Source organism: Streptomyces sp. NPDC031365, from assembly GCF_055569765.1.
The window spans coordinates 19544-38997 of record NZ_JBVIIM010000017.1 but is presented as its reverse complement, the minus strand read 5'-3'; the positions used below and the strand labels follow the sequence as shown (position 1 = coordinate 38997).

Annotated in this window: 18 protein-coding genes; 9 read left to right on the top strand and 9 right to left on the bottom strand. The window is 70.0% G+C overall.

Going from position 1 to position 19454, the window contains the following annotated elements; all coding sequences use genetic code 11:
• Positions 1–165: 165 nt before the first annotated feature.
• The 4 genes from ACZ5C2_RS23775 (at position 166) to ACZ5C2_RS23760 (ending at position 4673) form a co-directional block, all read left to right on the top strand.
• Positions 166–2727, top strand: coding sequence for an ATP-binding protein (locus tag ACZ5C2_RS23775; RefSeq protein WP_468794352.1), 2562 nt, complete (start codon positions 166–168; stop codon positions 2725–2727).
• Positions 2724–3404, top strand: coding sequence for a response regulator (locus ACZ5C2_RS23770; protein ID WP_468794350.1), 681 nt, complete (start codon positions 2724–2726; stop codon positions 3402–3404). Before ACZ5C2_RS23775 ends, ACZ5C2_RS23770 begins: the two co-directional genes overlap by 4 nt.
• Before the next feature lie 99 nt (positions 3405–3503).
• Positions 3504–3902 carry an OB-fold nucleic acid binding domain-containing protein gene (locus ACZ5C2_RS23765; RefSeq protein ID WP_073930701.1) on the top strand — a complete coding sequence of 133 codons (399 nt, stop codon included), beginning with the start codon at positions 3504–3506 and terminating at the stop codon, positions 3900–3902.
• Positions 3903–3905: 3 nt separating this feature from the next.
• Positions 3906–4673: a DUF3159 domain-containing protein gene (locus tag ACZ5C2_RS23760; RefSeq protein WP_468794348.1), complete on the top strand. Its 768-nt coding sequence runs from the start codon at positions 3906–3908 to the stop codon at positions 4671–4673.
• Positions 4674–4768: 95 nt separating this feature from the next.
• On the opposite strand, the gene ACZ5C2_RS23755 is transcribed toward ACZ5C2_RS23760, so the two are convergent.
• Together ACZ5C2_RS23755 and ACZ5C2_RS23750 are read right to left on the bottom strand one after the other, a co-directional pair.
• Positions 4769–5437: a potassium channel family protein gene (locus ACZ5C2_RS23755; protein ID WP_006136376.1), complete on the bottom strand. Its 669-nt coding sequence runs from the start codon at positions 5435–5437 to the stop codon at positions 4769–4771.
• Complete coding sequence (locus ACZ5C2_RS23750; RefSeq protein ID WP_468794345.1) at positions 5437–6108, bottom strand: potassium channel family protein; 672 nt, start codon at positions 6106–6108, stop codon at positions 5437–5439. Before ACZ5C2_RS23750 ends, ACZ5C2_RS23755 begins: the two co-directional genes overlap by 1 nt.
• Positions 6109–6693: 585 nt before the next feature.
• Here ACZ5C2_RS23750 and ACZ5C2_RS23745 point away from each other — a divergent pair.
• From ACZ5C2_RS23745 to ACZ5C2_RS23735, 3 genes are all read left to right on the top strand, one after another.
• Complete coding sequence (locus ACZ5C2_RS23745; RefSeq protein WP_468794343.1) at positions 6694–8739, top strand: APC family permease; 2046 nt, start codon at positions 6694–6696, stop codon at positions 8737–8739.
• Positions 8740–8808: 69 nt separating this feature from the next.
• On the top strand, positions 8809–10152 hold the full coding sequence (locus tag ACZ5C2_RS23740) for a class I SAM-dependent RNA methyltransferase (RefSeq protein WP_468794341.1): 1344 nt from the start codon (positions 8809–8811) through the stop codon (positions 10150–10152).
• 715 nt (positions 10153–10867) lie between these two features.
• Positions 10868–11521 carry a response regulator gene (locus ACZ5C2_RS23735; protein ID WP_371230646.1) on the top strand — a complete coding sequence of 218 codons (654 nt, stop codon included), beginning with the start codon at positions 10868–10870 and terminating at the stop codon, positions 11519–11521.
• Positions 11522–11639: 118 nt separating this feature from the next.
• Here ACZ5C2_RS23735 and ACZ5C2_RS23730 read toward each other — a convergent pair whose 3' ends face one another.
• From ACZ5C2_RS23730 to ACZ5C2_RS23720, 3 genes are all read right to left on the bottom strand, one after another.
• Positions 11640–12440 (bottom strand): ABC transporter permease, encoded by an 801-nt coding sequence (locus ACZ5C2_RS23730; RefSeq protein WP_371230573.1) that lies wholly within the window; start codon positions 12438–12440, stop codon positions 11640–11642.
• A gap of 67 nt (positions 12441–12507) precedes the next feature.
• Positions 12508–13446: an ABC transporter ATP-binding protein gene (locus ACZ5C2_RS23725; protein ID WP_468794339.1), complete on the bottom strand. Its 939-nt coding sequence runs from the start codon at positions 13444–13446 to the stop codon at positions 12508–12510.
• A 134-nt stretch (positions 13447–13580) separates the two neighbouring features.
• Entirely contained in the window at positions 13581–15239 is a 1659-nt protein-coding gene (locus ACZ5C2_RS23720; protein WP_468794337.1) for a sensor histidine kinase, read from the bottom strand.
• A gap of 217 nt (positions 15240–15456) precedes the next feature.
• On the opposite strand from ACZ5C2_RS23720, the gene ACZ5C2_RS23715 reads away from it, so the two are divergent.
• Positions 15457–15843 (top strand): nuclear transport factor 2 family protein, encoded by a 387-nt coding sequence (locus ACZ5C2_RS23715; protein WP_371230567.1) that lies wholly within the window; start codon positions 15457–15459, stop codon positions 15841–15843.
• Between the two features lie 22 nt (positions 15844–15865).
• Positions 15866–16903, top strand: a complete 1038-nt coding sequence (locus tag ACZ5C2_RS23710; RefSeq protein WP_371230565.1) for a branched-chain amino acid aminotransferase — start codon at positions 15866–15868, stop codon at positions 16901–16903.
• A 56-nt stretch (positions 16904–16959) separates the two neighbouring features.
• Here ACZ5C2_RS23710 and panD read toward each other — a convergent pair whose 3' ends face one another.
• From panD to ACZ5C2_RS23690, 4 genes are all read right to left on the bottom strand, one after another.
• Entirely contained in the window at positions 16960–17343 is a 384-nt protein-coding gene (gene panD, locus ACZ5C2_RS23705; RefSeq protein ID WP_371230563.1) for an aspartate 1-decarboxylase, read from the bottom strand.
• Positions 17344–17391: 48 nt separating this feature from the next.
• On the bottom strand, positions 17392–18339 hold the full coding sequence (locus ACZ5C2_RS23700; protein WP_371230561.1) for a TauD/TfdA family dioxygenase: 948 nt from the start codon (positions 18337–18339) through the stop codon (positions 17392–17394).
• Positions 18317–19060, bottom strand: coding sequence for a phosphatase PAP2 family protein (locus ACZ5C2_RS23695; protein ID WP_371230559.1), 744 nt, complete (start codon positions 19058–19060; stop codon positions 18317–18319). The genes ACZ5C2_RS23700 and ACZ5C2_RS23695 overlap by 23 nt, the downstream gene beginning before the upstream one ends.
• Positions 19061–19203: 143 nt before the next feature.
• Positions 19204–19425 carry an MbtH family protein gene (locus ACZ5C2_RS23690; protein ID WP_371230557.1) on the bottom strand — a complete coding sequence of 74 codons (222 nt, stop codon included), beginning with the start codon at positions 19423–19425 and terminating at the stop codon, positions 19204–19206.
• Positions 19426–19454: the final 29 nt, after the last annotated feature.

The following is a 19454-nucleotide window of genomic DNA, read 5'->3' as shown; positions in this document are numbered from 1 at the left end:
GCGGTTGTCCGGGGCGGGCCGGCATCCCCACCCCTCGCCCCTCGACGTCATCCCGCTCGGCCTCGCCCGCCGTGCCCTGGAGCCGAGCGGCCGCGAGACCGTCGAGCACTGACCCGTGTGGGGCCCGGCGCCCGGCCGGATGACACGGCACTGGACAATGTGGCCATGGGACGCGGCAAGCTTCGGATCCACCTCGGCGCGGCACCGGGAGTCGGCAAGACGTACGCGATGCTCTCCGAGGCGCACCGGCGCGCGGAGCGCGGCACCGACTGTGTGATCGCCTTCACTCAGCCGCACGGCCGGCCCCGCACCGAGGCGCTGCTGACCGGCCTGGAGCAGATCCCGTACGTGGAGGCGGAGCACCGGGCAGCGGTCATCGCCGAGATGGACCTCGACGCCGTCCTCGCACGCCGTCCCCAGGTGGCCCTGGTCGACGAGCTCGCCCACACCAACGCGCCCGGCTCGCGCAACGCCAAGCGCTGGCAGGACGTGGAGGAACTGCTGGCCGCCGGGATCGACGTGCTCTCCACCGTCAACATCCAGCACCTGGAGTCGCTGGGCGACGTCGTGGAGTCGATCACCGGGGTACGGGAGCGGGAGACCGTACCGGACGAGGTGGTGCGGCGGGCGGACCAGATCGAGCTGGTCGACATGACACCCGAGGCGCTGCGCCGCCGTATGGCGCACGGCAACATCCACCAGCCCGACAAGGTCGACGCCGCCCTGTCGAACTACTTCCGCCCCGGCAACCTCACCGCGCTCAGGGAACTGGCGCTGCTGTGGGTGGCCGACCGGGTCGACGCCCATCTCCAGCGCTACCGCAGCGAGCACGAGGTCTCCGCGATCTGGGGTTCGCGCGAGCGTATCGTCGTCGGCCTGACCGGCGGGCCCGAGGGCCGCACCCTGATCCGGCGGGCCGCGCGACTGGCGGAGAAGGGCGCCGGCGGCGAGCTGCTCGCTGTCCACATCTCCCGCAGCGGCGGACTCACCGGCCCCTCGCCCAGGGAACTGGCCGAGCAGCGTACCCTCGCCGAGGACCTCGGCGGCAGCTTCCACCATGTCGTCGGCGACGACATTCCGGCCGCCCTGCTCGCCTTCGCCCGCGGCGCCAACGCCACCCAGCTCGTCCTCGGCTCCTCGCGCCGCAGGACCTGGCAGTACGCCTTCGGCCCCGGCGTCGGCGCTACCGTGGCCCGGGACTCGGGACCCGACCTGGACGTCCACATCGTCACCCACGAAGAGGTCGCCAAGGGCCGCGGGCTGCCCGGCACCCGGGGCGCGCGGCTCGGACGCTCCCGGCTGGCCTGGGGCTGGGCGGTCGGCGCGGTCGGCCCGGCGGCGCTGGCGATGCTGCTCAGCGCAGTGGACCTGGGCCTGGCCAACGACATGCTGCTGTTCCTGACGCTGACGGTCGCCGCCGCCCTGCTCGGCGGGCTGTGGCCGGCCCTGGCGTCGGCGGCGGCCGGCTCCGTGCTGCTCAACTACTTCTACACCCCGCCGCTGTACACCTGGAGCATCGCTAACCCGAAGAACATCATCGCCATCGTGATCTTCGTCGCGGTCGGTGCGTCGGTGGCGTCCGTGGTCGATCTCGCGGCCCGGCGCACCCATCAGGCGGCCCGGCTGCGCGCCGAGTCGGAGATCCTCTCCTTCCTCGCCGGCAACGTGCTGCGCGGTGAGACCGGCCTGGAGGACCTGCTGGAGCGGGTCCGGGAGACCTTCGGCATGGAGTCGGCCGCCCTGCTCGAACGCGCGGGCGGGGTCGAGCCGTGGACCTGCGCGGGCCGCGCGGGCCGCGGACGGCCGGTCGGGCGGCCCGAGGACGCGGACGTGGAGGTGCAGGTCGGCGATCACATGGCGCTGGCGCTGACCGGCCGGGTGCTGCCCGCCGACGACCGCAGGGTGCTGGGCGCCTTCGCCGCGCAGGCCGCCGTCGTCCTGGACCGCCGCCGGCTGTGCGAACAGGCCGACCGGGCCCTCGCCCTCGCCGAGGGCAACCGCATCCGCACCGCCCTCCTGGCCGCCGTCAGCCATGACCTGCGCACCCCGCTGGCCGGAATCAAGGCGGCCGTCTCCTCACTGCGCTCCGAGGACGTCGACTGGTCGCCCGAGGACCGGGCCGAACTGCTGGAGGGCATCGAGGACGGCGCCGACCGCCTGGACCACCTGGTGGGCAACCTGCTCGACATGTCCCGGCTGCACACCGGCACGGTCACCCCCCTGATCCGCGAGATCGACCTGGACGAGGTGGCGCCCATGGCGCTCGGCGGGGTGCCCCAGGGCAGCGTCGCCCTGGAGATCCCCGAGGCCCTGCCCATGGTCGCCGTCGATCCGGGGCTGCTGGAGCGGACGATGGCCAACGTGATCGAGAACGCCGTCAAGTACAGTCCCCCCGGCCGAGCCGTCCTGGTGGCCGCCAGCGCCCTCGCCGACCGGGTCGAGGTGCGGGTCGTCGACCGCGGCCCCGGCGTTCCCGACGAGGCCAAGGACCGCATCTTCGAACCCTTCCAGCGGCACGGTGACGCCCCGCGCGGAGCCGGTGTCGGCCTCGGCCTGGCGGTCGCCCGGGGCTTCGCCGAGGCCATGGGCGGAACCCTGAACGCCGAGGACACCCCCGGTGGCGGCCTCACCATGGCGCTCACCCTGCCCGCCGCGGGAGTGTGCCGCGGACCCGCGCCGGCCGTGCGGACCGCGCAGCCGGCAGAACCGGAAAGGCAGCCCTCATGACCCGTGTCCTGGTGGTCGACGACGACCCGGCCATCGTGCGCGCCCTCGTGATCAACCTCAAGGCACGCTCCTACGAGGTCGACTCCGCCCACGACGGCGCCGCAGCGCTCCGCACGGCCGCCGCGCACCGCCCCGACGTGGTTGTCCTCGACCTGGGCCTGCCCGACATGGACGGCGTCGAGGTGATCAGGCGGCTGCGCGGCTGGACCCGCGTGCCGGTCCTGGTGCTCTCCGCGCGGCACGCCTCCGAAGAGAAGGTCCAGGCACTGGACGCGGGGGCCGACGACTACGTCACCAAGCCCTTCGGCATGGACGAACTGCTGGCCCGGCTGCGCGCCGCCGTACGCCGCGCGGAGCCCGTCGGCGCCGGAGGGGACATGGTCGTCGAGACCGCCGGGTTCACCGTCGACCTGGCCGCCAAGAAGGTCAGCCGCGACGGCGGGGACGTACGGCTGACGCCCACCGAATGGCACCTGCTGGAGGTGCTGGTGCGGGCCGGCGGCCGGCTGGTGGCGCAGAAGCAGCTGCTGCGGGAGGTGTGGGGACCGTCGTACGGGACGGAGACCAACTACCTCCGCGTGTACATGGCGCAGCTACGGAGGAAACTGGAGGCGGATCCGTCACATCCGCGGCACCTCATCACCGAGCCGGGCATGGGGTACCGCTTCGAGAAGTGACGCTCGGGGGTGTCCCGCTCCGGATGCTCCCCGGCGCCCGGTTCGGACCGGGGGAGCAGGGGGTACGTAACCGTCAGTGCACCCCGGTACGCTTCAGATATGAGTGCTGTTCCTCGTTCCGAGAAGCCGGCAGGCCGGTTCCGGCGCATGCTCGACCGGCTCTCCTCGTCTCAGGAGGACCTGGAGTCCGAGGAGCTGCGTGAGGACGCCGAGACCGCCGGCTGTACGCGGATAGGCGACTGCCGCGACCGGCAGATCGTCACCGTTACTGGTACCTTGCGCACGGTCACGTTGCGGCCGCGTGCGGGAGTCCCGGCCCTGGAGGCCGAACTGTTCGACGGCTCCGCCGCGCTGGACGTGGTGTGGCTCGGCCGGCGCTCCATCGTCGGGATCGAGCCGGGGCGCAAGCTGATCGCATCGGGCCGGATCTCGATGAGCCGGGGCCGCCGGGTGCTGTTCAATCCGAAATACGAACTGAGACCCCTCGGACGGGAGTAGCCGGTGACGTCGCTCGACAAGCCGACAACCGAAGACACATCCGCGGACGATGCCCGGGCCGTGACGGAGGCCGCCCTGTTCGAGGCGTTCGGCGGGGTGCGGGGCATGGTCGAGACGGTGCTGCCCGGGCTCCTCTTCGTCAGCATCTACACGGTCAACAAGGACCTGCACATGTCGGCGATCGCGGCGCTCGCCGTGGCGCTGGTGATGGTCGTGGTCCGACTGGTGCGCAAGGACACCGTCAAGCACGCCTTCAGCGGCGTCTTCGGCGTGGCCTTCGGTGTGGTCTTCGCGATGATGACCGGCAACGCCAAGGACTTCTACCTGCCGGGCATGCTCTACACGGTGGGCCTGGCGCTGGCGTACATCGTGACGGCGATGGCGGGTGTCCCGCTGATCGGTCTCATGCTGGGCCCCGTCTTCCGGGAGAACCTCTCCTGGCGGACCCGCAACCCCGGACGCAAGAAGGCGTACACCAAGGCCAGCTGGGCCTGGGGGCTGATCCTGCTCGGCAAGAGCGCGATCCTCTTCCCGCTGTACTGGTGGGCGGACACGACCCAGCTGGGCTGGGTGCTGGTCGCGCTGAAGATCCCGCCGTTCCTGCTCGCCGTGTATCTGACCTGGGTGTTCCTGGCGAAGGCGCCGCCGCCGATCGACGTGTTCGCCGAGATGGAGGCTCAGGAGCGCGCGGAGGAGGAGGAGCGAAAGGCCGCCGCCGCGGAGGAGAACGGCGAGACGACGACGGCCGGCCGCCACCGCCGCGAGTCCTAGTCCGTACGGAGAGTGGGGGCGCCCGGAGTTCTCCGGGCGCCCCCACTCTCTTGCTCCTTGCGCACCGAGGGGCTACTTCCCCCGCGCACCGAGTTCTACGACTCCTTGCGGACCGAGAGCAGGTCCTCCAGCTGTTCCTCGCGGGCCTGGGCGGCCACGAAGAGGAGCTCGTCGCCCGCCTCCAGTGAGTCCTCCCGTGTCGGCGTCAGCACGCGCGTGCCGCGGATGATGGTCACCAGCGAGGTGTCCTGCGGCCACTGGACGTCCCCGACCTGGGTGCCGGCCAGCGCCGACTCCTCCGGCAGGGTCAGCTCCACCAGGTTGGCGTCACCGTGGCTGAAGCGCAGCAGCCGGACCAGGTCGCCGACGCTGACCGCCTCCTCCACCAGGGCCGACATCAGACGCGGGGTGGAGACGGCGACGTCCACGCCCCAGGACTCGTTGAACAGCCACTCGTTCTTCGGGTTGTTCACCCGTGCGACGACCCGCGGGACGCCGTACTCGGTCTTCGCGAGCAGCGAGACGACCAGGTTGACCTTGTCGTCGCCGGTCGCGGCGATGACGACGTTGCAGCGCTGGAGCGCCGCCTCGTCCAGGGAGGTGATCTCGCAGGCGTCGGCCAGCAGCCACTCGGCCTGCGGCACACGCTCCACCGAGATGGCGGTCGGTGCCTTGTCGATCAGCAGGACCTCGTGGCCGTTCTCCAGCAGCTCGCCCGCGATCGAGCGGCCGACGGCGCCGGCTCCGGCGATGGCGACCCTCATCAGTGACCGCCCTCCTCTTCGGGACCCTTGGCGAACGCCGCCTCGACCCGGTCGATCTCATCGGTGCGCATCATCACGTGCACCAGGTCCCCCTCCTGCAGCACCGTCTGCGAACCGGGCAGGATCGCCTCGCCGAGCCGGGTCAGGAAGGCCACCCGCACGCCCGTCTCGTCTTGCAGTCTGCTGATCCGGTGCCCCACCCAGGCCGTGGAGGTGTGCACCTCGGCGAGCTGCACGCCGCCGGTGGGGTCGCGCCACAGAGGCTCGGCACCCGAGGGGAGCAGCCGGCGCAGCATCTGGTCGGCCGTCCAGCGCACGGTCGCCACGGTGGGAATGCCCAGCCGCTGGTAGACCTCCGCGCGGCGCGGATCGTAGATGCGTGCGGCGACGTTCTCGATGCCGAACATCTCCCGCGCCACCCGGGCGGCGATGATGTTGGAGTTGTCGCCGCTGGAGACGGCGGCGAAGGCGCCCGCGTCCTCGATGCCGGCTTCCCGCAGGGTGTCCTGGTCGAAGCCGATGCCGGTGACCCGGCGGCCGCCGAACGAGGAGCCCAGACGACGGAAGGCGGTGGGATCCCGGTCGATCACGGCGACCGTGTGCCCCTGTTCCTCCATGTTCTGAGCCAGGGCGGAGCCCACCCTTCCACAGCCCATGATGACAATATGCATCGCGTCACACCGCGCTTCCTGCAGGCCCGTCGACCTTCATGACCTTCGTGCTCATGTCTCTCTTTCGGCTCGCCAGGCAACACATCGCGGCCTGAACCGGGCCGCCAGGCAACATCATGCCGGGGGATCGCGATCCTGACGCTCTCCGGGGGCCGGCCGCCGCGTCCGCGTGCCCGGTCCAACGTATCCGCATCACGGCGGAACGTCCGGTGCCCGGGACATGGGGAGAACCGGCCATGACAGCTGAGATCGACGGCCACGTCCCGGGCGGCGCGCGTGGGTCCCCCGGACGGCCGAGACGCTCAGCGGCGCGTGATGCTGCGCACGCTCGCCACGGTGACGATGCCGAGGCCGACGAGCGCGGCCGCGGCGCCGATCAGTTCTGCGGTCGTGTGCATGGAACCTCCACGTGGCGTGGCGACTGCGGCCGGGCTAGTCATATAAGCATGGAAGTCTTTCGACCTGCGGAATCCGCCCTCCGACCCTCCGGTGATCTCACCCGGAGAGCAGAGGCCGTATGGATCCCGTAGGGAAGTGGGGTGGCGGTCGGGCCGCCTCCTGTGCGACGGCTTACGCTCCTCTCTTGTGTCCAAACTGACCGACGTGCCCAAACGGATCCTCATCGGGCGCGCACTGCGCAGCGACCGGCTCGGGGAGACGCTTCTGCCGAAGCGTGTCGCACTCCCCGTCTTCGCGTCCGACCCGCTGTCCTCCGTGGCGTACGCCCCCGGCGAGGTGCTGCTGGTCCTGTCCGTCGCGGGCCTGTCGGCGTACCACTTCAGTCCCTGGATCGCCGTAGCGGTCGTCGTGCTGATGTTCACCGTGGTCGCCTCCTACCGCCAGAACGTCCGTGAGTACCCGAGCGGCGGTGGCGACTACGAGATCGCCACCACCAACCTCGGTCCCAAGGCCGGCCTGACCGTCGCCGGCGCCCTGCTCGTCGACTACGTCCTCACCGTCGCCGTGTCGATCTCCGCCGGTGTCGAGAACCTGGGCTCGGCGATCCCGTTCGTCGTCGAGAACAAGGTGGCGTGCGCGATCGGCGTGATCGTGCTGCTGACGCTGATGAACCTGCGGGGGGTCAGGGAATCGGGCACACTCTTCGCGATCCCCACGTACGTCTTCGTCACGGGCGTCTTCCTCATGATCGCGTGGGGGAGCTTCCGCGCGGTCGTGCTCGGTGACGACATGCGGGCACCGACCGCGGACTTCGAGATCAAACCCGAGCACCCCGGCCTCGCCGGCTTCGCCCTCCTCTTCCTGCTCCTGCGCGCCTTCTCCTCCGGCTGCGCCGCCCTCACCGGCGTCGAGGCGATCTCCAACGGCGTCCCGGCCTTCCGCAAGCCGAAGTCGCGCAACGCGGCGACCACGCTCGCCATGATGGGCCTGCTCGCCGTCACCATGTTCTGCGGCATCATCGCGCTGGCCATCGCCACCGAGGTCCGCATGGCCGAGAACCCGGCCGAGGACCTGATCCACGACGGCGCCCCGCTCGGCCCGGACTACGTCCAGGACCCGGTCATCTCCCAGGTCGCCGAGGCCGTCTTCGGCCACGGCAGCCTCCTGTTCATGATCCTCGCCGCCGCCACCGCGCTGGTGCTGTTCCTCGCCGCGAACACCGCCTACAACGGCTTCCCGCTGCTCGGCTCGATCCTCGCCCAGGACCGCTACCTCCCCCGCCAGCTCCACACACGCGGCGACCGCCTCGCCTTCTCCAACGGCATCGTGCTGCTCGCGGGCGCCGCGATCCTGCTGGTGTGGATCTACGGCGCCGACTCCACGCGCCTGATCCAGCTCTACATCGTCGGTGTGTTCGTGTCCTTCACACTCAGCCAGACCGGCATGGTCCGGCACTGGAACCGCCTGCTGGCCGCCGAGAGGGGCCAGGCGCAGCGCCGCCGCATGATCCGCTCCCGGGCCGTCAACGCCTTCGGCGCCTTCTTCACCGGCCTGGTCCTGGTCGTCGTACTCGTCACCAAGTTCACCCATGGCGCCTGGGTCGCGCTGCTCGGGATGTGCATCTTCTTCGCGATCATGACGGCGATCCGTAAGCACTACGACCGGGTCGCCGAGGAGATCGCGGCCCCGGACACCCCGGGCGACGACAGCGTACGGCCGTCCCGGGTCCACTCCGTCGTCCTGATCTCCAAGATCCACCGCCCCGCCCTGCGTGCGCTCGCCTACGCCAGGCTGATGCGCTCCGACACCCTGGAGGCGCTCACCGTCAACGTGGATGCGGCCGAGACGAAGGCGCTGCGCGCGGAGTGGGAACGGCGTGGCATGGACGTACCGCTCAAGGTGCTCGACTCGCCGTACCGGGAAGTCACCCGGCCCGTCATCGAATACGTCAAGAGCCTGCGCAACGAGGCACCGCGCGACGTGGTGTCCGTGATCATCCCCGAGTACGTGGTCGGCCACTGGTACGAGCATCTGCTGCACAACCAGAGCGCGCTGCGGCTGAAGGGCCGGCTGCTGTTCACGCCGGGCGTGATGGTGACCTCGGTGCCCTACCAGCTGGAATCCTCCGAGGTCGCCAAGAAGCGGGCGCGCAGGCGCCAGGACTGGGCCGCCCCCGGCTCGGTGCGCCGCGGTCCGGCGGAGCGGGGAAAGGACTCCTCCACACACACGTAGACTGGTGGGCTGTTGTCACGGGCCGCACGGCCCGTCCGCCCGTTCCCGATGTTGTGGAGTCACCCCGCCATGCAGGCAGAACCGAGGAAATCACTGGTGGGGGAGGAGTACGAGGTCGAGATCGGCCCCGTCGCCCACGGCGGCCACTGCATCGCCCGTACCTCCGAGGGGCAGGTCCTCTTCGTCCGGCACGCCCTGCCCGGCGAGCGAGTCGTCGCGCAGGTCACCGAGGGTGAGGAGGGTGCCCGTTTCCTGCGCGCGGACGCGGTGCGGGTGCTGGACCCCTCCAAGGACCGCATCGAGGCGCCCTGCCCGTTCGCGGGCCCCGGCCGCTGCGGCGGCTGCGACTGGCAGCACGCCAAGCCCGGCGCCCAGCGGCGCCTCAAGGGCGAGGTCGTCGCCGAGCAGCTGCGGCACCTCGCCGGACTCACCCCCGAGGAGGCCGGCTGGGACGGCACCGTGATGCCGGCCGAGGGCGACAAGGTCCCCGCCGGTCAGGTCCCGGCATGGCGCACGCGGGTGCAGTACGCCGTCACCGCCGACGGCCGCGCGGGACTGCGCCGGCACCGCTCGCACGAGGTCGAGCCGATCGACCACTGCATGATCGCCGCGGAGGGTGTCAGCGAGCTGGGCATCGAGAAGCGGGACTGGACGGGCATGGACTCCGTCGAGGCGATCGCCGCGACCGGCTCCCAGGACCGCCAGGTCGTCCTCACCCCCAAGCCCGGCGCACGCCTTCCCCTGGTCGAACTCGACCGCCCCGTCTCGGTCATGCGCATCGACGAGCGCTCCGGCCAGCTCCACCGCGTCCACGGCCGCCCCTTCGTCCGCGAACGCGCCGACGGCCGCACCCACAGGGTCGCGGGCGGCGGCTTCTGGCAGGTCCACCCGCAGGCCGCCGACACCCTCGTCACCGCAGTCATGCAGGGCCTGCTGCCACGCAAGGGCGACATGGCCCTCGACCTCTACTGCGGCGTCGGCCTCTTCGCGGGCGCGCTGGCCGACCGGGTCGGCGAGGCGGGCGCGGTCCTCGGTATCGAGTCCGGCAAGCGCGCGGCCGAGGACGCCCGCCACAACCTCACGGACTTCCCCCGCGTCCGCATCGAACAGGGCAAGGTCGAGTCGGTCCTGCCCCGCACCGGCATCACGGAGGTCGACCTCGTCGTCCTCGACCCGCCCCGGGCCGGCGCCGGCCGCAAGACGGTGGAACACCTGTCGTCCCTGGGCGCCCGCCGCATCGCCTACGTCGCCTGCGACCCGGCGGCACTGGCACGGGACCTGGCGTACTTCCGGGACGGGGGGTACCGGGTGCGGACACTGCGGGTGTTCGACCTGTTTCCGATGACCCATCACGTGGAGTGTGTCGCGATCCTTGAACCGGCCGCAAAGGGCTCCGACCTGCAGTCTTTCTAGGCCGCTCACGCGCGGACGGATGCGCTTGACCTGTTTCCCCAAGTGCACGACGTCAGGTGCCTCGCACCCCTCCGAACGCCGTCCGACCTGGCGTTCCAAGGGGTGTGCGGGGAAGTGCCGCCGTTTCCCCCTTTCGGCGCACGAAGTGCGGCCGACCGTCCCGACGCTCAGTTGACGCTCGTTCTGACAGCTCGTCACTGAGCGGACGCCACGTGCAGCCGGCGCCCGATGGTGCCGTCGGCTTCGTCGGGGTTCCGCGCGAGGTCGCCGTCGAGTTCGCCCTGTCGGGATCGGCACGGGGACCAGCGGCGTGCCGCAGGCCGCTGCTCTGCGACACCGACGCACGACGAGGATTCCTGCAACGGCGACGACGGCCGGCGCGGCGAGGGCAGGCATCCGGCAGGGCTCCGATCGCTGAAGGGGCGCGGGCACCGCCGAGCATGGCCAGGACCTGACCCGCGCAGCACATCGCACACGCGTCGCCCACTGCCGTTCCGGTGCCGAGCAGGCCCCAGGGCAGGGACGGGCGGAGAAGGGGGAGTTCATGCCCACTGATCACGACGATCGTCGGTACCGTCGCCTGTCCGGACCTGGCTACGCTGGTCCCGCGGGGCATGTGGCCGACCTCCACAGCCGGCTTGGGCCCCACTCGGTCACTGCCCATCAGGAGGACGTCATTTCCAGCATCAAGATCATCTTGGCCGACGACGAGGCGATGATCCGCGGCGGGATTCGCGCCATCCTGGCCAGCGACCCCAGAATCAGCGTGGTCGCCGAGGCGGCGAATGGGCGTGAGGCCGTTGCTCTGACCCTTGAGCACCGGCCCGACGTCACCCTCATGGACATCAGAATGCCGGTCATGGACGGGCTCGCCGCCACCGCCGAGATCAGGCGTCAGGCCCCCGAGACCTCCGTGCTGGTACTGACCACGTTCTCCGAGGACGAGTACGTGAGCCGTGCGCTGACCAGCGGTGCGAGCGGATTCATGCTCAAGTCCGCGGATCCGTACGAGTTGCTGACCGGAGTGCGGGCCGCCGCGGTCGGGGCAGCCTATCTGTCGGCGGAGGTGGCCAAGCGCGTGCTGACGGAGCTGGGCCGTGCCAACGAGGAGCAGCGCGCCTCCCGTAGTACGCCGTCGATCGCGCAGGTGAACGCGTTGACCGAGCGCGAGCGGCAGGTGCTCGCACTGCTCGGCAGCGGACTGTCCAATGCCGAGATCGGGCAGCGGCTCCACGTCGTGGAGGGGACCGTCAAGAGTTACGTGAGTGCCATCTTCTCGGGACTCGGGGTACGCAACCGGGTCCAGGCGGCGATCGTCGCGCACGAGGCCGGGCTGGTCGAGGAGATGGCCGGCGACCCGGGCCTGTAGCCGGCCGCCCGTACGCGGAGTCCGGCACGAGAAGGGGGCGTCGCGCTCCGGACGGGGGATTACCGGTGCGCGACGCCCCTGTACGTCCCGGCTGCCGCCGGGACGGGCTGTGACGAGGTCAGGCGTCCCGCTTCCGCAGGACCATGTACCCACCGCACTGGGTCGCGGCGGCCCACAGCAGGAGGAAGAGGAGCCCCGCTCCCGCGCCGTAGGGCGAGGTGTCGCCGTTCATGAAGACGGTGCCGGCCGTGTTGGGCATCCGGTCGGCCACGAAGACCAGCGGGTCGATGTCGGAGGCCTGCAGGATGATCGGCAGGACGGACAGGCCCACGAAGACCAGGCTGAGGGCACCGGCGGCACTGCGCACCGCCACGGAGACGGCCACGGTGATCACGCTGGTCATCGCCAGGTACACGCCGATGCGCAGTGCGCAGCCGAACAGCTCAGCCATGCCGCCCGACTCCACTTCGCTGCTCAGCGTCACGGAGACCACGCCGATGCCGATCAGGCCCAGGACGAAGCCCACGACCAGGCTCACGCTGCTCACGACCAGCGTCTTGGCCGCCAGAAGATGGCCGCGGTTGGGGACCGCTTGCAGCGCCGTGCGAATGCTCCCGGAGCTGTATTCGACGGTGACCACCAGCATCGCCAGCGCGATGACGGCGAACTGGGTGACGTAGACCGTCGAGACGGCGATCTCGGTCACGGGAACGGCCTGTCCCGCGGGGCTGTTGTTCGACATCGTGGCACCGATGATCGGCGCGGTCAGCCCGGTCAGCAGGAGGCCGCCGAGCAGGCACCACCACGTGGACCTGACCGACCAGAGTTTGATCCACTCGGCCGCCACGGCCCCCGGGAGACTCCCGCCGGAGGCGCGTACCGGCCGGCTGGGGGCCGCGGTGGGCATGGATGCAGTCATGACGCGAATTCCTGTATCTGTCGGCTTGGGGAGCGAGGGGCGGGTACGAGGCCGGGCCGGGCGCGGGTCACCCACCGTAGGTCGCCGGGCGGGACGTGGAGGAACCGAACTCCACGCTGTCCGCGGTCAGTTCCATGTAGGCCTGCTCCAGTGAGGCATCGACCGTGTGCACCTCGTGCAGCCGCACGCCCATGTCGTACGCGAGGTCGGAGACCTGCTCGACGGCCATGCCCCTGATCATCAGCTCGTTGGGGCTCTTCCAGCGGACCGGTACCGACCACTCGAAGAGCTGGTCGTGGAACTTCTGGAGCTGGGCGACCTCGGGGCCGCGTACCCGCACGGCGCTGAGGGAGCTGCGTTCGATGAGCTCCTGGACCGAGGTCTCGGCGATCAGCTTGCCCTTGCCGATGATCACCAGGTGATCGGCCGTCACCTGCATCTCGTTCATCAGGTGGCTGGAGACGAAGACCGTTCGCCCTTCGGCGGCGAGCCCCCGCATCAGATCGCGGATCCAGCGGACGCCCTCGGGGTCCAGTCCGTTGACCGGTTCGTCGAACATGAGGACAGGAGGGTCACCGAGCAGCGCGCCCGCCACACCGAGGCGCTGGCTCATCCCGAGTGAGAACGACCCGGCCCGGCGCCCGGCCACCGAGGTGAGGCCGACGGACTCCAGGACCTCGTCGACTCGGCGCGCGGGGATGCCGTTGGTCCGGGCGAGCGCCCGCAGATGGGCGCGTGCGCTGCGCCCGGGGTGCACGGCCTTGGCGTCGAGCAGGGCGCCGACCTCCCGCAGCGGATACGCCAGCTCCTCGTAGCGCTTGCCGCCCACGAGGGCGTTGCCGGCGGTCGGGCGGTCAAGGCCCATGATCATGCGCATGGTCGTGGACTTGCCGGCACCGTTCGGGCCGAGGAAGCCGGTGACCCGGCCTGGGGCTACGGTCAGGGACAAGTTGTCCACAGCGGTGTGATCGGCGTACCGCTTCGTCAGCCCTTGAAGGGTGATCATGGTTGAGCTCTCCAGCCAGCCATTCCGAGTTTCTCCGTGTTGCCCCGAACGTACGGGCCGGTGAGGTGGGGACGACATCCCCCTGAGGAAGCCGTGCACCCCCACTTTGGTAAGGAGTTCGGGTCCCGGAACGGTCAACCGTGGTCGATCGGTGCCCGCGACTCCGCGGTGATCACGCTTTTCTCCACCAGCTTCTTGTCGGCGAAGCAGAGCCGGTACACGTCCACGCGGACGAACAGGTCCTCGCTGGCGCGGTAGTACCGGCAGGAGGCGCCCGGCGGCTCGGGCCGGTACTCCGACGGCGGATCCTGCATCTCGTTGTCCGGCAGCAGCCGGTCGACCTTCTCCACGCTGTCGCCGACCGCCAGCTGTTCGTACCGGTGCGGCGGGAGCACCGACGACGTGGACAGATAGGCGTAGTAGCCGAGCATGGCGACCGCGACGCACACGAACAGCCCGGCGGGCAGGGAGACCGCGATGAGGAAACGCCTGCGAAGGTGGTTGGCGGCGTGGGTGAGCCCGTCGGAGGAGGGCGACTCCGGCGGAGCAACCGGCTGGTTTCCGGCCGGCCTCACCGCGTGGGAGTCGCGGGACAGCCGGGCCCGTACTTCGAACCCCCCGTCCGCCAGGGGGGCCGCGTGGAACTCACCGCCCACCAGCCGGGTGCGCTCGTCCAGGCCGATCAGACCGCGTCGCCCCTGGGGGCGGTCTCGCTGCGGAGCCCGACTGGGAGGACCGTTGCGTACGGTCACCCGCACATCCTCCGGCGTGTAGTCGAGGCGGACCGTCACTCGGGACTTGGGAGCGTGCTTGATGGTGTTGGTGAGCGACTCCTGCACCACGCGGTACAGGGCCTTGTCCGTCATGCTCGGCAGCTCGCCGACTTCGCCGGTGCGCTCCAGCGTGACGAGGACACCAGAGGCCCGCGCCCGCTCGACGAGGGCGTCGACATCCATGTGCCACGGGTCCATGGGCGCGGGGGTGTCTTCCTCGCGCAGTACACCGATGATGTCGCGTAGCCGCTGAAGGGCGCCTGCTGCGCCGGCCCGCAGCTCGGCCGCCGTCCGACGGGCGTTGTCGTCGAGGTTCGGCGCCACCTGGAGCGCTCCGGCACGCAGGGCGAGCAGACTCAGCTCGTGCCCCAGGGAGTCGTGCATGTCCTCGGCGATCCGGGTCCGTTCCCTGAGCCTGGCCTGCTCGACGCTGCTGCGCTGCTGCTGCTCCACCTGGCGGGCGTGCTCCCAGCCCGCGTGCTGCAGCTCGTGCCGCTGCCGGGAGTACCGTCCCAGCAGCCAAGGAAGCAGTCCGGCGAAGATGAGCCCGGTGACCAGCACCGCCCACATCGGGGCGGTCAGCCCGACCAGCGCGGTGGCCACCGATTCGGCGAGCACCACCAGCCCCAGTGTGCAGAGCACCGCCCGCGGACTCACCGGCAGCCGCCCCACCGTGTAGCTCATGATGAACACCGCGGGCAGGTACGGCGAGATGATGATGGCGCCGACGTCGTTGTATGCGAGCCCCACGGACCACCACAGTGCCGTGCAGAGCGAGAGGGACACCAGCGGCAGCGAGGAGTAGAGCGCCAGCGCGACGGTGATGACGACGGCACCGGCGAGGAGTTGCCACCCCCGGTACTCGCCCAGCTCCGTTCGCGGGGCGAAGACGAGAGCCGGAAGGTTCAGCGCCACCCAGGCGAGGACCGCCATCAACGGCCAGTACTTCGGCTTCCGCGGCCGCTCCGAGGCGGGATTGGCGCCCAGTAATGCAGCGAAGCGGGTAATGGTGGGTTTCACGGCCGCCACACTAGTCAGAGGGTTCCGGCGACGGTACTGACCCACCCCTTTTGGCCAGGATTATGCCGTGTTGTGTATTGCCTGACGTAAGACTCCCTACTTTGGTCAGGAATCCTGGACGGAGGCAGGACCACCGGTCGGAGGTTCTTGCTCTCGACTATCGGCGCATCGCAGAGTGGTCGAGCCCGTGACTGTTCAAAGAATCGCTGGAGGGGTCATGTCTCTGCCGCCCGACGTACCGGAATTCCATTTAGTCGCAGCCGAAGCGGTGCGCCGTTACTACCAACTCGTCGACCACGGCGACATCGACGGACTGATCGCCCTCTTCGCGCCCACCGCGGAGTACCGGAGGCCGGGGTACGAAACGCTCCGAGGCCATGCCGAACTGGAGCGCTTCTATCGCGAGGAACGAGTGATCGAAGAGGGCCGGCACACCGTCACCTCGCTGCTCGTGGCTGACGCCGACGTCGCTGTCGAGGGAAAGTTCCAGGGCACACTGCGGGACGGAACCGAGACGTCACTGGACTTCGCCGACTTCTTCACGCTGACACCCGACGGAACGTTTGCCCGTCGGAAGACCTTCTTCTATGCGCCCATGGTCTGAATGCTGAATCAGGGGGAATTCCATGACCGAGTTCGGAGAATCCTTCACCGCCCATATGGTCACGTCCCACTGGACGGCCGAGGGCGGCTGGTCGCCCCTGCGACTGGAACCGCACGCACCGATACCGATGCCGCCCACGATGGTCGGACTGCACTACGGCCAGGTGGTCTTCGAAGGGCTCAAGGCCCACCGCCAGATCGATGGCTCCCTGGGGCTTTTCCGGGCACCGGAGCACGCGGCCCGGCTGTCGGATTCCGCACGCAGACTCTCCATCCCGCCGCTCGCGGAGCCCATGTTCCTCGAAGCGGTACACCTGCTGGCGGCCGCGGACCAGGACGCCCTGCCCCATGAGCCCGGACTCAGCCTCTACTTGCGCCCGCTGCTCTTCGCCAGCGATCCAAGCCTGGCGCTCCGGCCCGCCCGGACGTACACCTTCCTCCTCACCGCCTTCGTCACCGGAGGCTTCTTCGCCGACGGACCGGAACCGGTACCGGTGTGGGTGAGTCCGCACCACACCAGGGCCGCCCCCGGTGGCACGGGAGACGTCAAGTTCGCGGGCAACTACGCCCCCACGTACCTCGCCCAGGAGCAGGCCCGGCAGGCGGGCTGCCGCCAGGTGGTATGGCTGGACTCGTCCGAGCGGCGCTGGGTCGAGGAGCTGGGCGGCATGAACATCTTCTTCGTGCGCGGGACGGGCCCGGGAGCCCAGGTGGTGACGCCGCCGCTCGGCGGCACCCTGTTGCCCGGAGTGACCCGGGACGCGCTGCTGACGCTCGCGGCTCGGCTCGGCTACCAGCCGCGGGAGGAACGCGTGGCGGTCGACGAGTGGCAGGAGGAGTGCGCGGCGGGCACCATCAGCGAGACGTTCGCCTCCGGTACGGCGGCGGTGGTCACACCTGTCGGCAGCGTGCGGTACGGGGACGCCGAGTGGAAGGTGGGATCCGGCGGCGCGGGCCCCGTCACGCTGGCGCTGCGCGAGGCCCTGATCGCTGTGCAGACGGGGCGCATGCCGTCCCCGGAGGGCTGGGTCCGGCCGGTGGCGCCCCTGCCTGTGGGCTGACGCGGAACGGGGCGGCCACCACGGGTGGGTGGTGGCCGCCCCGCGTGCGCCGCCGGTCAGAGCCGCTTGGGCCAGCCGGGGTCGTCGCCCTCGTCGAGGATGCGGTTGTTCTCGTCCACGAAGACCACGCGCGGTTTGACGTCCCGGGCCTCCTCGTCGGCGACGAGGCCGTAGCCGATGATGATGACGAGGTCTCCCTCGTGGACAAGGCGTGCCGCGGCACCGTTGATCTTGACGGTCCCCGAACCCCGCTCGCCCTCGATGACGTACGTCTCCAGGCGCGCACCGTTGTTGATGTCGACGATGTGCACCTGCTCGTTCGGCAGCAGGTCGGCGGCTTCCATGAGATCGGGGTCGAGGGTGAGCGAACCCACGTAGTGCAGGTCGGCCTGGGTCACCGTGGCGCGGTGGATCTTGGACTTGAGCATGTTCCGAAACACTGAGGGCGTTCCTCTTTCGTGACAGCCGGGGTGGACGGCCGGAGCGGGTCAGCCGGACATGGCGACCAGGACGCGCCGGTCGCCGGTGAAGGGGCGCCGGCCGTGGCCGACGGCGACGTTGTCCACGACCATCAGGTCGCCCTTGCGCCAGTCGACGTCGACGGCGGCTTCCAGACCGCGGTCGCGCACCTGCAGCACGTACTCGGCCGGAATGGGGCTGCCGTCGGCGAAGGCGACCGACTGCGGCAGTTCCTCGGGTGCCATGATCTGGGCGAGTTCGAGGGCCACCTCATCGCCGAGCGCCGCCGGGTGGAACTGGTCGGACTGGTTGAACCAGACCTCCGTGCCGGTGACGGGATGCTTGATCGTGGCCGGCCGGACGTGGCTGATGATCCGCAGCCCGCCGTCGGGCTGCCACGACCACTCCGCCTCGCCGCCGTCCAGGAAGGCGGCCACCTCGTCCCGGTCCTCGGTCTCGAACGCCTGCTGCCAGCTCCTGCCGAGTCCCAGCCCGCCGTGCAGGTTCTGTATGTAGCGCAGCCCGCCCGAGAACGCCTCCCGGACCTCCGCGTCCAGCGAGTCGAGCCACAGCTCGCCGTCCACGACCGGGGTGGCACCGCCGGTCGCCGCCGCGGTGGCGCAGTAGAAGAAGAGCCGGGAGGGCCACTCGTGGCTGTACGACAGCTCGTTGTGCATGGAGATCGTCTCCTCCGGCGGGTACTCCGTGGAGGTGTAGACGTTGGCGCCCACCTTGGTGCGCGGAGAGGTGCCGTGCCGGTAGGCGAGGCGGTTGGGCAGCAACAGGTCCATCACCGGGTCGAGTTCCTGCTCGGTGACATGGAACCCACGGAAGACCACGACCTTCTCCCGAGTCAGCAGGCCGGCGAAGTCCGGCTGCCCCGTCACGTACTCGATGAGTCCTCGCGCACTGGCCTCGACGCCGTCGGGCGTGACTTCGAGCGGCTTCCAACTGTCAGCTGTGTTCACTGTGCCCATCTCTACTTCCAGTCATGGTCAAAGACTTCTGGTTCCCGGTGGAGGCCACCAGCGCCGGCCGCAGCCGCTCGATCCGCCTCAGCCGGCCCACGAGAGGCTCCCCGACACGAACGAGGAGGACGAGCACCACCGGGGCGATCACCACGCCGAGCAGGAAGCCCGCGACCACGTCGTGCAGGAAGTGCACGCCGAGGAAGACCCGGGAGTACGCCGTCAGCAGCGCGATCGGCACCGCCAGCAGTGCGGCGGTCCGCCAGACCAGGAACAGGGCGGCGAGTGAAGCCGCCACGATCACCGCGTGGTTGCTCGGGAACGACCAGTCCCCGGGCTCCGGGCATGCCGCGATCGTCCGCACGTCGGGAACGGTCCGGCAGGGCCGGTCCTCGCGGACCCATCCCTTGAGCAGCTCGCTGAACAGGTAGGTGACCGCCATGGCGACCGGGGCGAAAAGAGCCAGTGTCATGGCCTTGTCGTCGCTCTTCCGGGCAAGCCAGAAAGCCGCCACGAACAGGGCGAGGAAAACGAGGATTCCCGCTTCCGTGCCGACTTCCGCCAGCCTGTGCACCCAGGAGGGAGAATCGTGTCCGAACGAAGCGATATCGCGGTAGGTGTCCGCTCCGGGAGTGACTTCGCCGTCTGTTGTCACCCGCTCGCTCAACAGCCATCCGGCCGTGAGTAACGCCAGAACGCCGAGGACCGCGGGCCAGAACCACTTCTTCACGCTTCGCTCCATCCTTCCGGGGCGTGACTCCTCCGCCCCGGAAAGAAAATACGGGAAGCGTTCGGTGAATCATATTGGACGAAGGTGCCCGCTTCACCCTGACGAAAGTCAGGGTGAAGCGAAACCTCCGTGACGTCCACCGGCTAGGAGGCGGCCTCCGCCTCCATCGCCCGGATCAGGCTCTTCGGCCGCATGTCGGTCCAGTTCTCGTTGATGTAGTCCATGCAGGTCTGCCGGTCCGTCTCCGGGACCGCCACGTCCCAGCCGGCCGGGACCTCGACGAAGGACGGCCACAGCGAATGCTGGCCCTCTTCGTTCACCAATACCAGGTACGTGCCGTCGGCGTCCTCGAACGGGTTCGTCACCGTTCAACTCCCTTACTGAATTCGTTCGG

Bases quoted from the DNA above. Each gene is read 5' to 3' on its own strand.
- ACZ5C2_RS23770 (WP_468794350.1), top strand. From the start codon at position 2,724: ATGACCCGTGTCCTGGTGGTCGACGACGACCCGGCCATCGTGCGCGCC.
- ACZ5C2_RS23725 (WP_468794339.1), bottom strand. From the start codon at position 13,446: ATGATCACCCTTCAAGGGCTGACGAAGCGGTACGCCGATCACACCGCT.
- ACZ5C2_RS23740 (WP_468794341.1), top strand. From the start codon at position 8,809: ATGCAGGCAGAACCGAGGAAATCACTGGTGGGGGAGGAGTACGAGGTC.
- ACZ5C2_RS23765 (WP_073930701.1), top strand. From the start codon at position 3,504: ATGAGTGCTGTTCCTCGTTCCGAGAAGCCGGCAGGCCGGTTCCGGCGC.
- ACZ5C2_RS23750 (WP_468794345.1), bottom strand. From the start codon at position 6,108: ATGCATATTGTCATCATGGGCTGTGGAAGGGTGGGCTCCGCCCTGGCT.
- ACZ5C2_RS23730 (WP_371230573.1), bottom strand. From the start codon at position 12,440: ATGACTGCATCCATGCCCACCGCGGCCCCCAGCCGGCCGGTACGCGCC.
- ACZ5C2_RS23710 (WP_371230565.1), top strand. From the start codon at position 15,866: ATGACCGAGTTCGGAGAATCCTTCACCGCCCATATGGTCACGTCCCAC.
- ACZ5C2_RS23700 (WP_371230561.1), bottom strand. From the start codon at position 18,339: ATGGGCACAGTGAACACAGCTGACAGTTGGAAGCCGCTCGAAGTCACG.
- ACZ5C2_RS23775 (WP_468794352.1), top strand. From the start codon at position 166: ATGGGACGCGGCAAGCTTCGGATCCACCTCGGCGCGGCACCGGGAGTC.
- ACZ5C2_RS23715 (WP_371230567.1), top strand. From the start codon at position 15,457: ATGTCTCTGCCGCCCGACGTACCGGAATTCCATTTAGTCGCAGCCGAA.
- ACZ5C2_RS23735 (WP_371230646.1), top strand. From the start codon at position 10,868: ATGATCCGCGGCGGGATTCGCGCCATCCTGGCCAGCGACCCCAGAATC.
- ACZ5C2_RS23755 (WP_006136376.1), bottom strand. From the start codon at position 5,437: ATGAGGGTCGCCATCGCCGGAGCCGGCGCCGTCGGCCGCTCGATCGCG.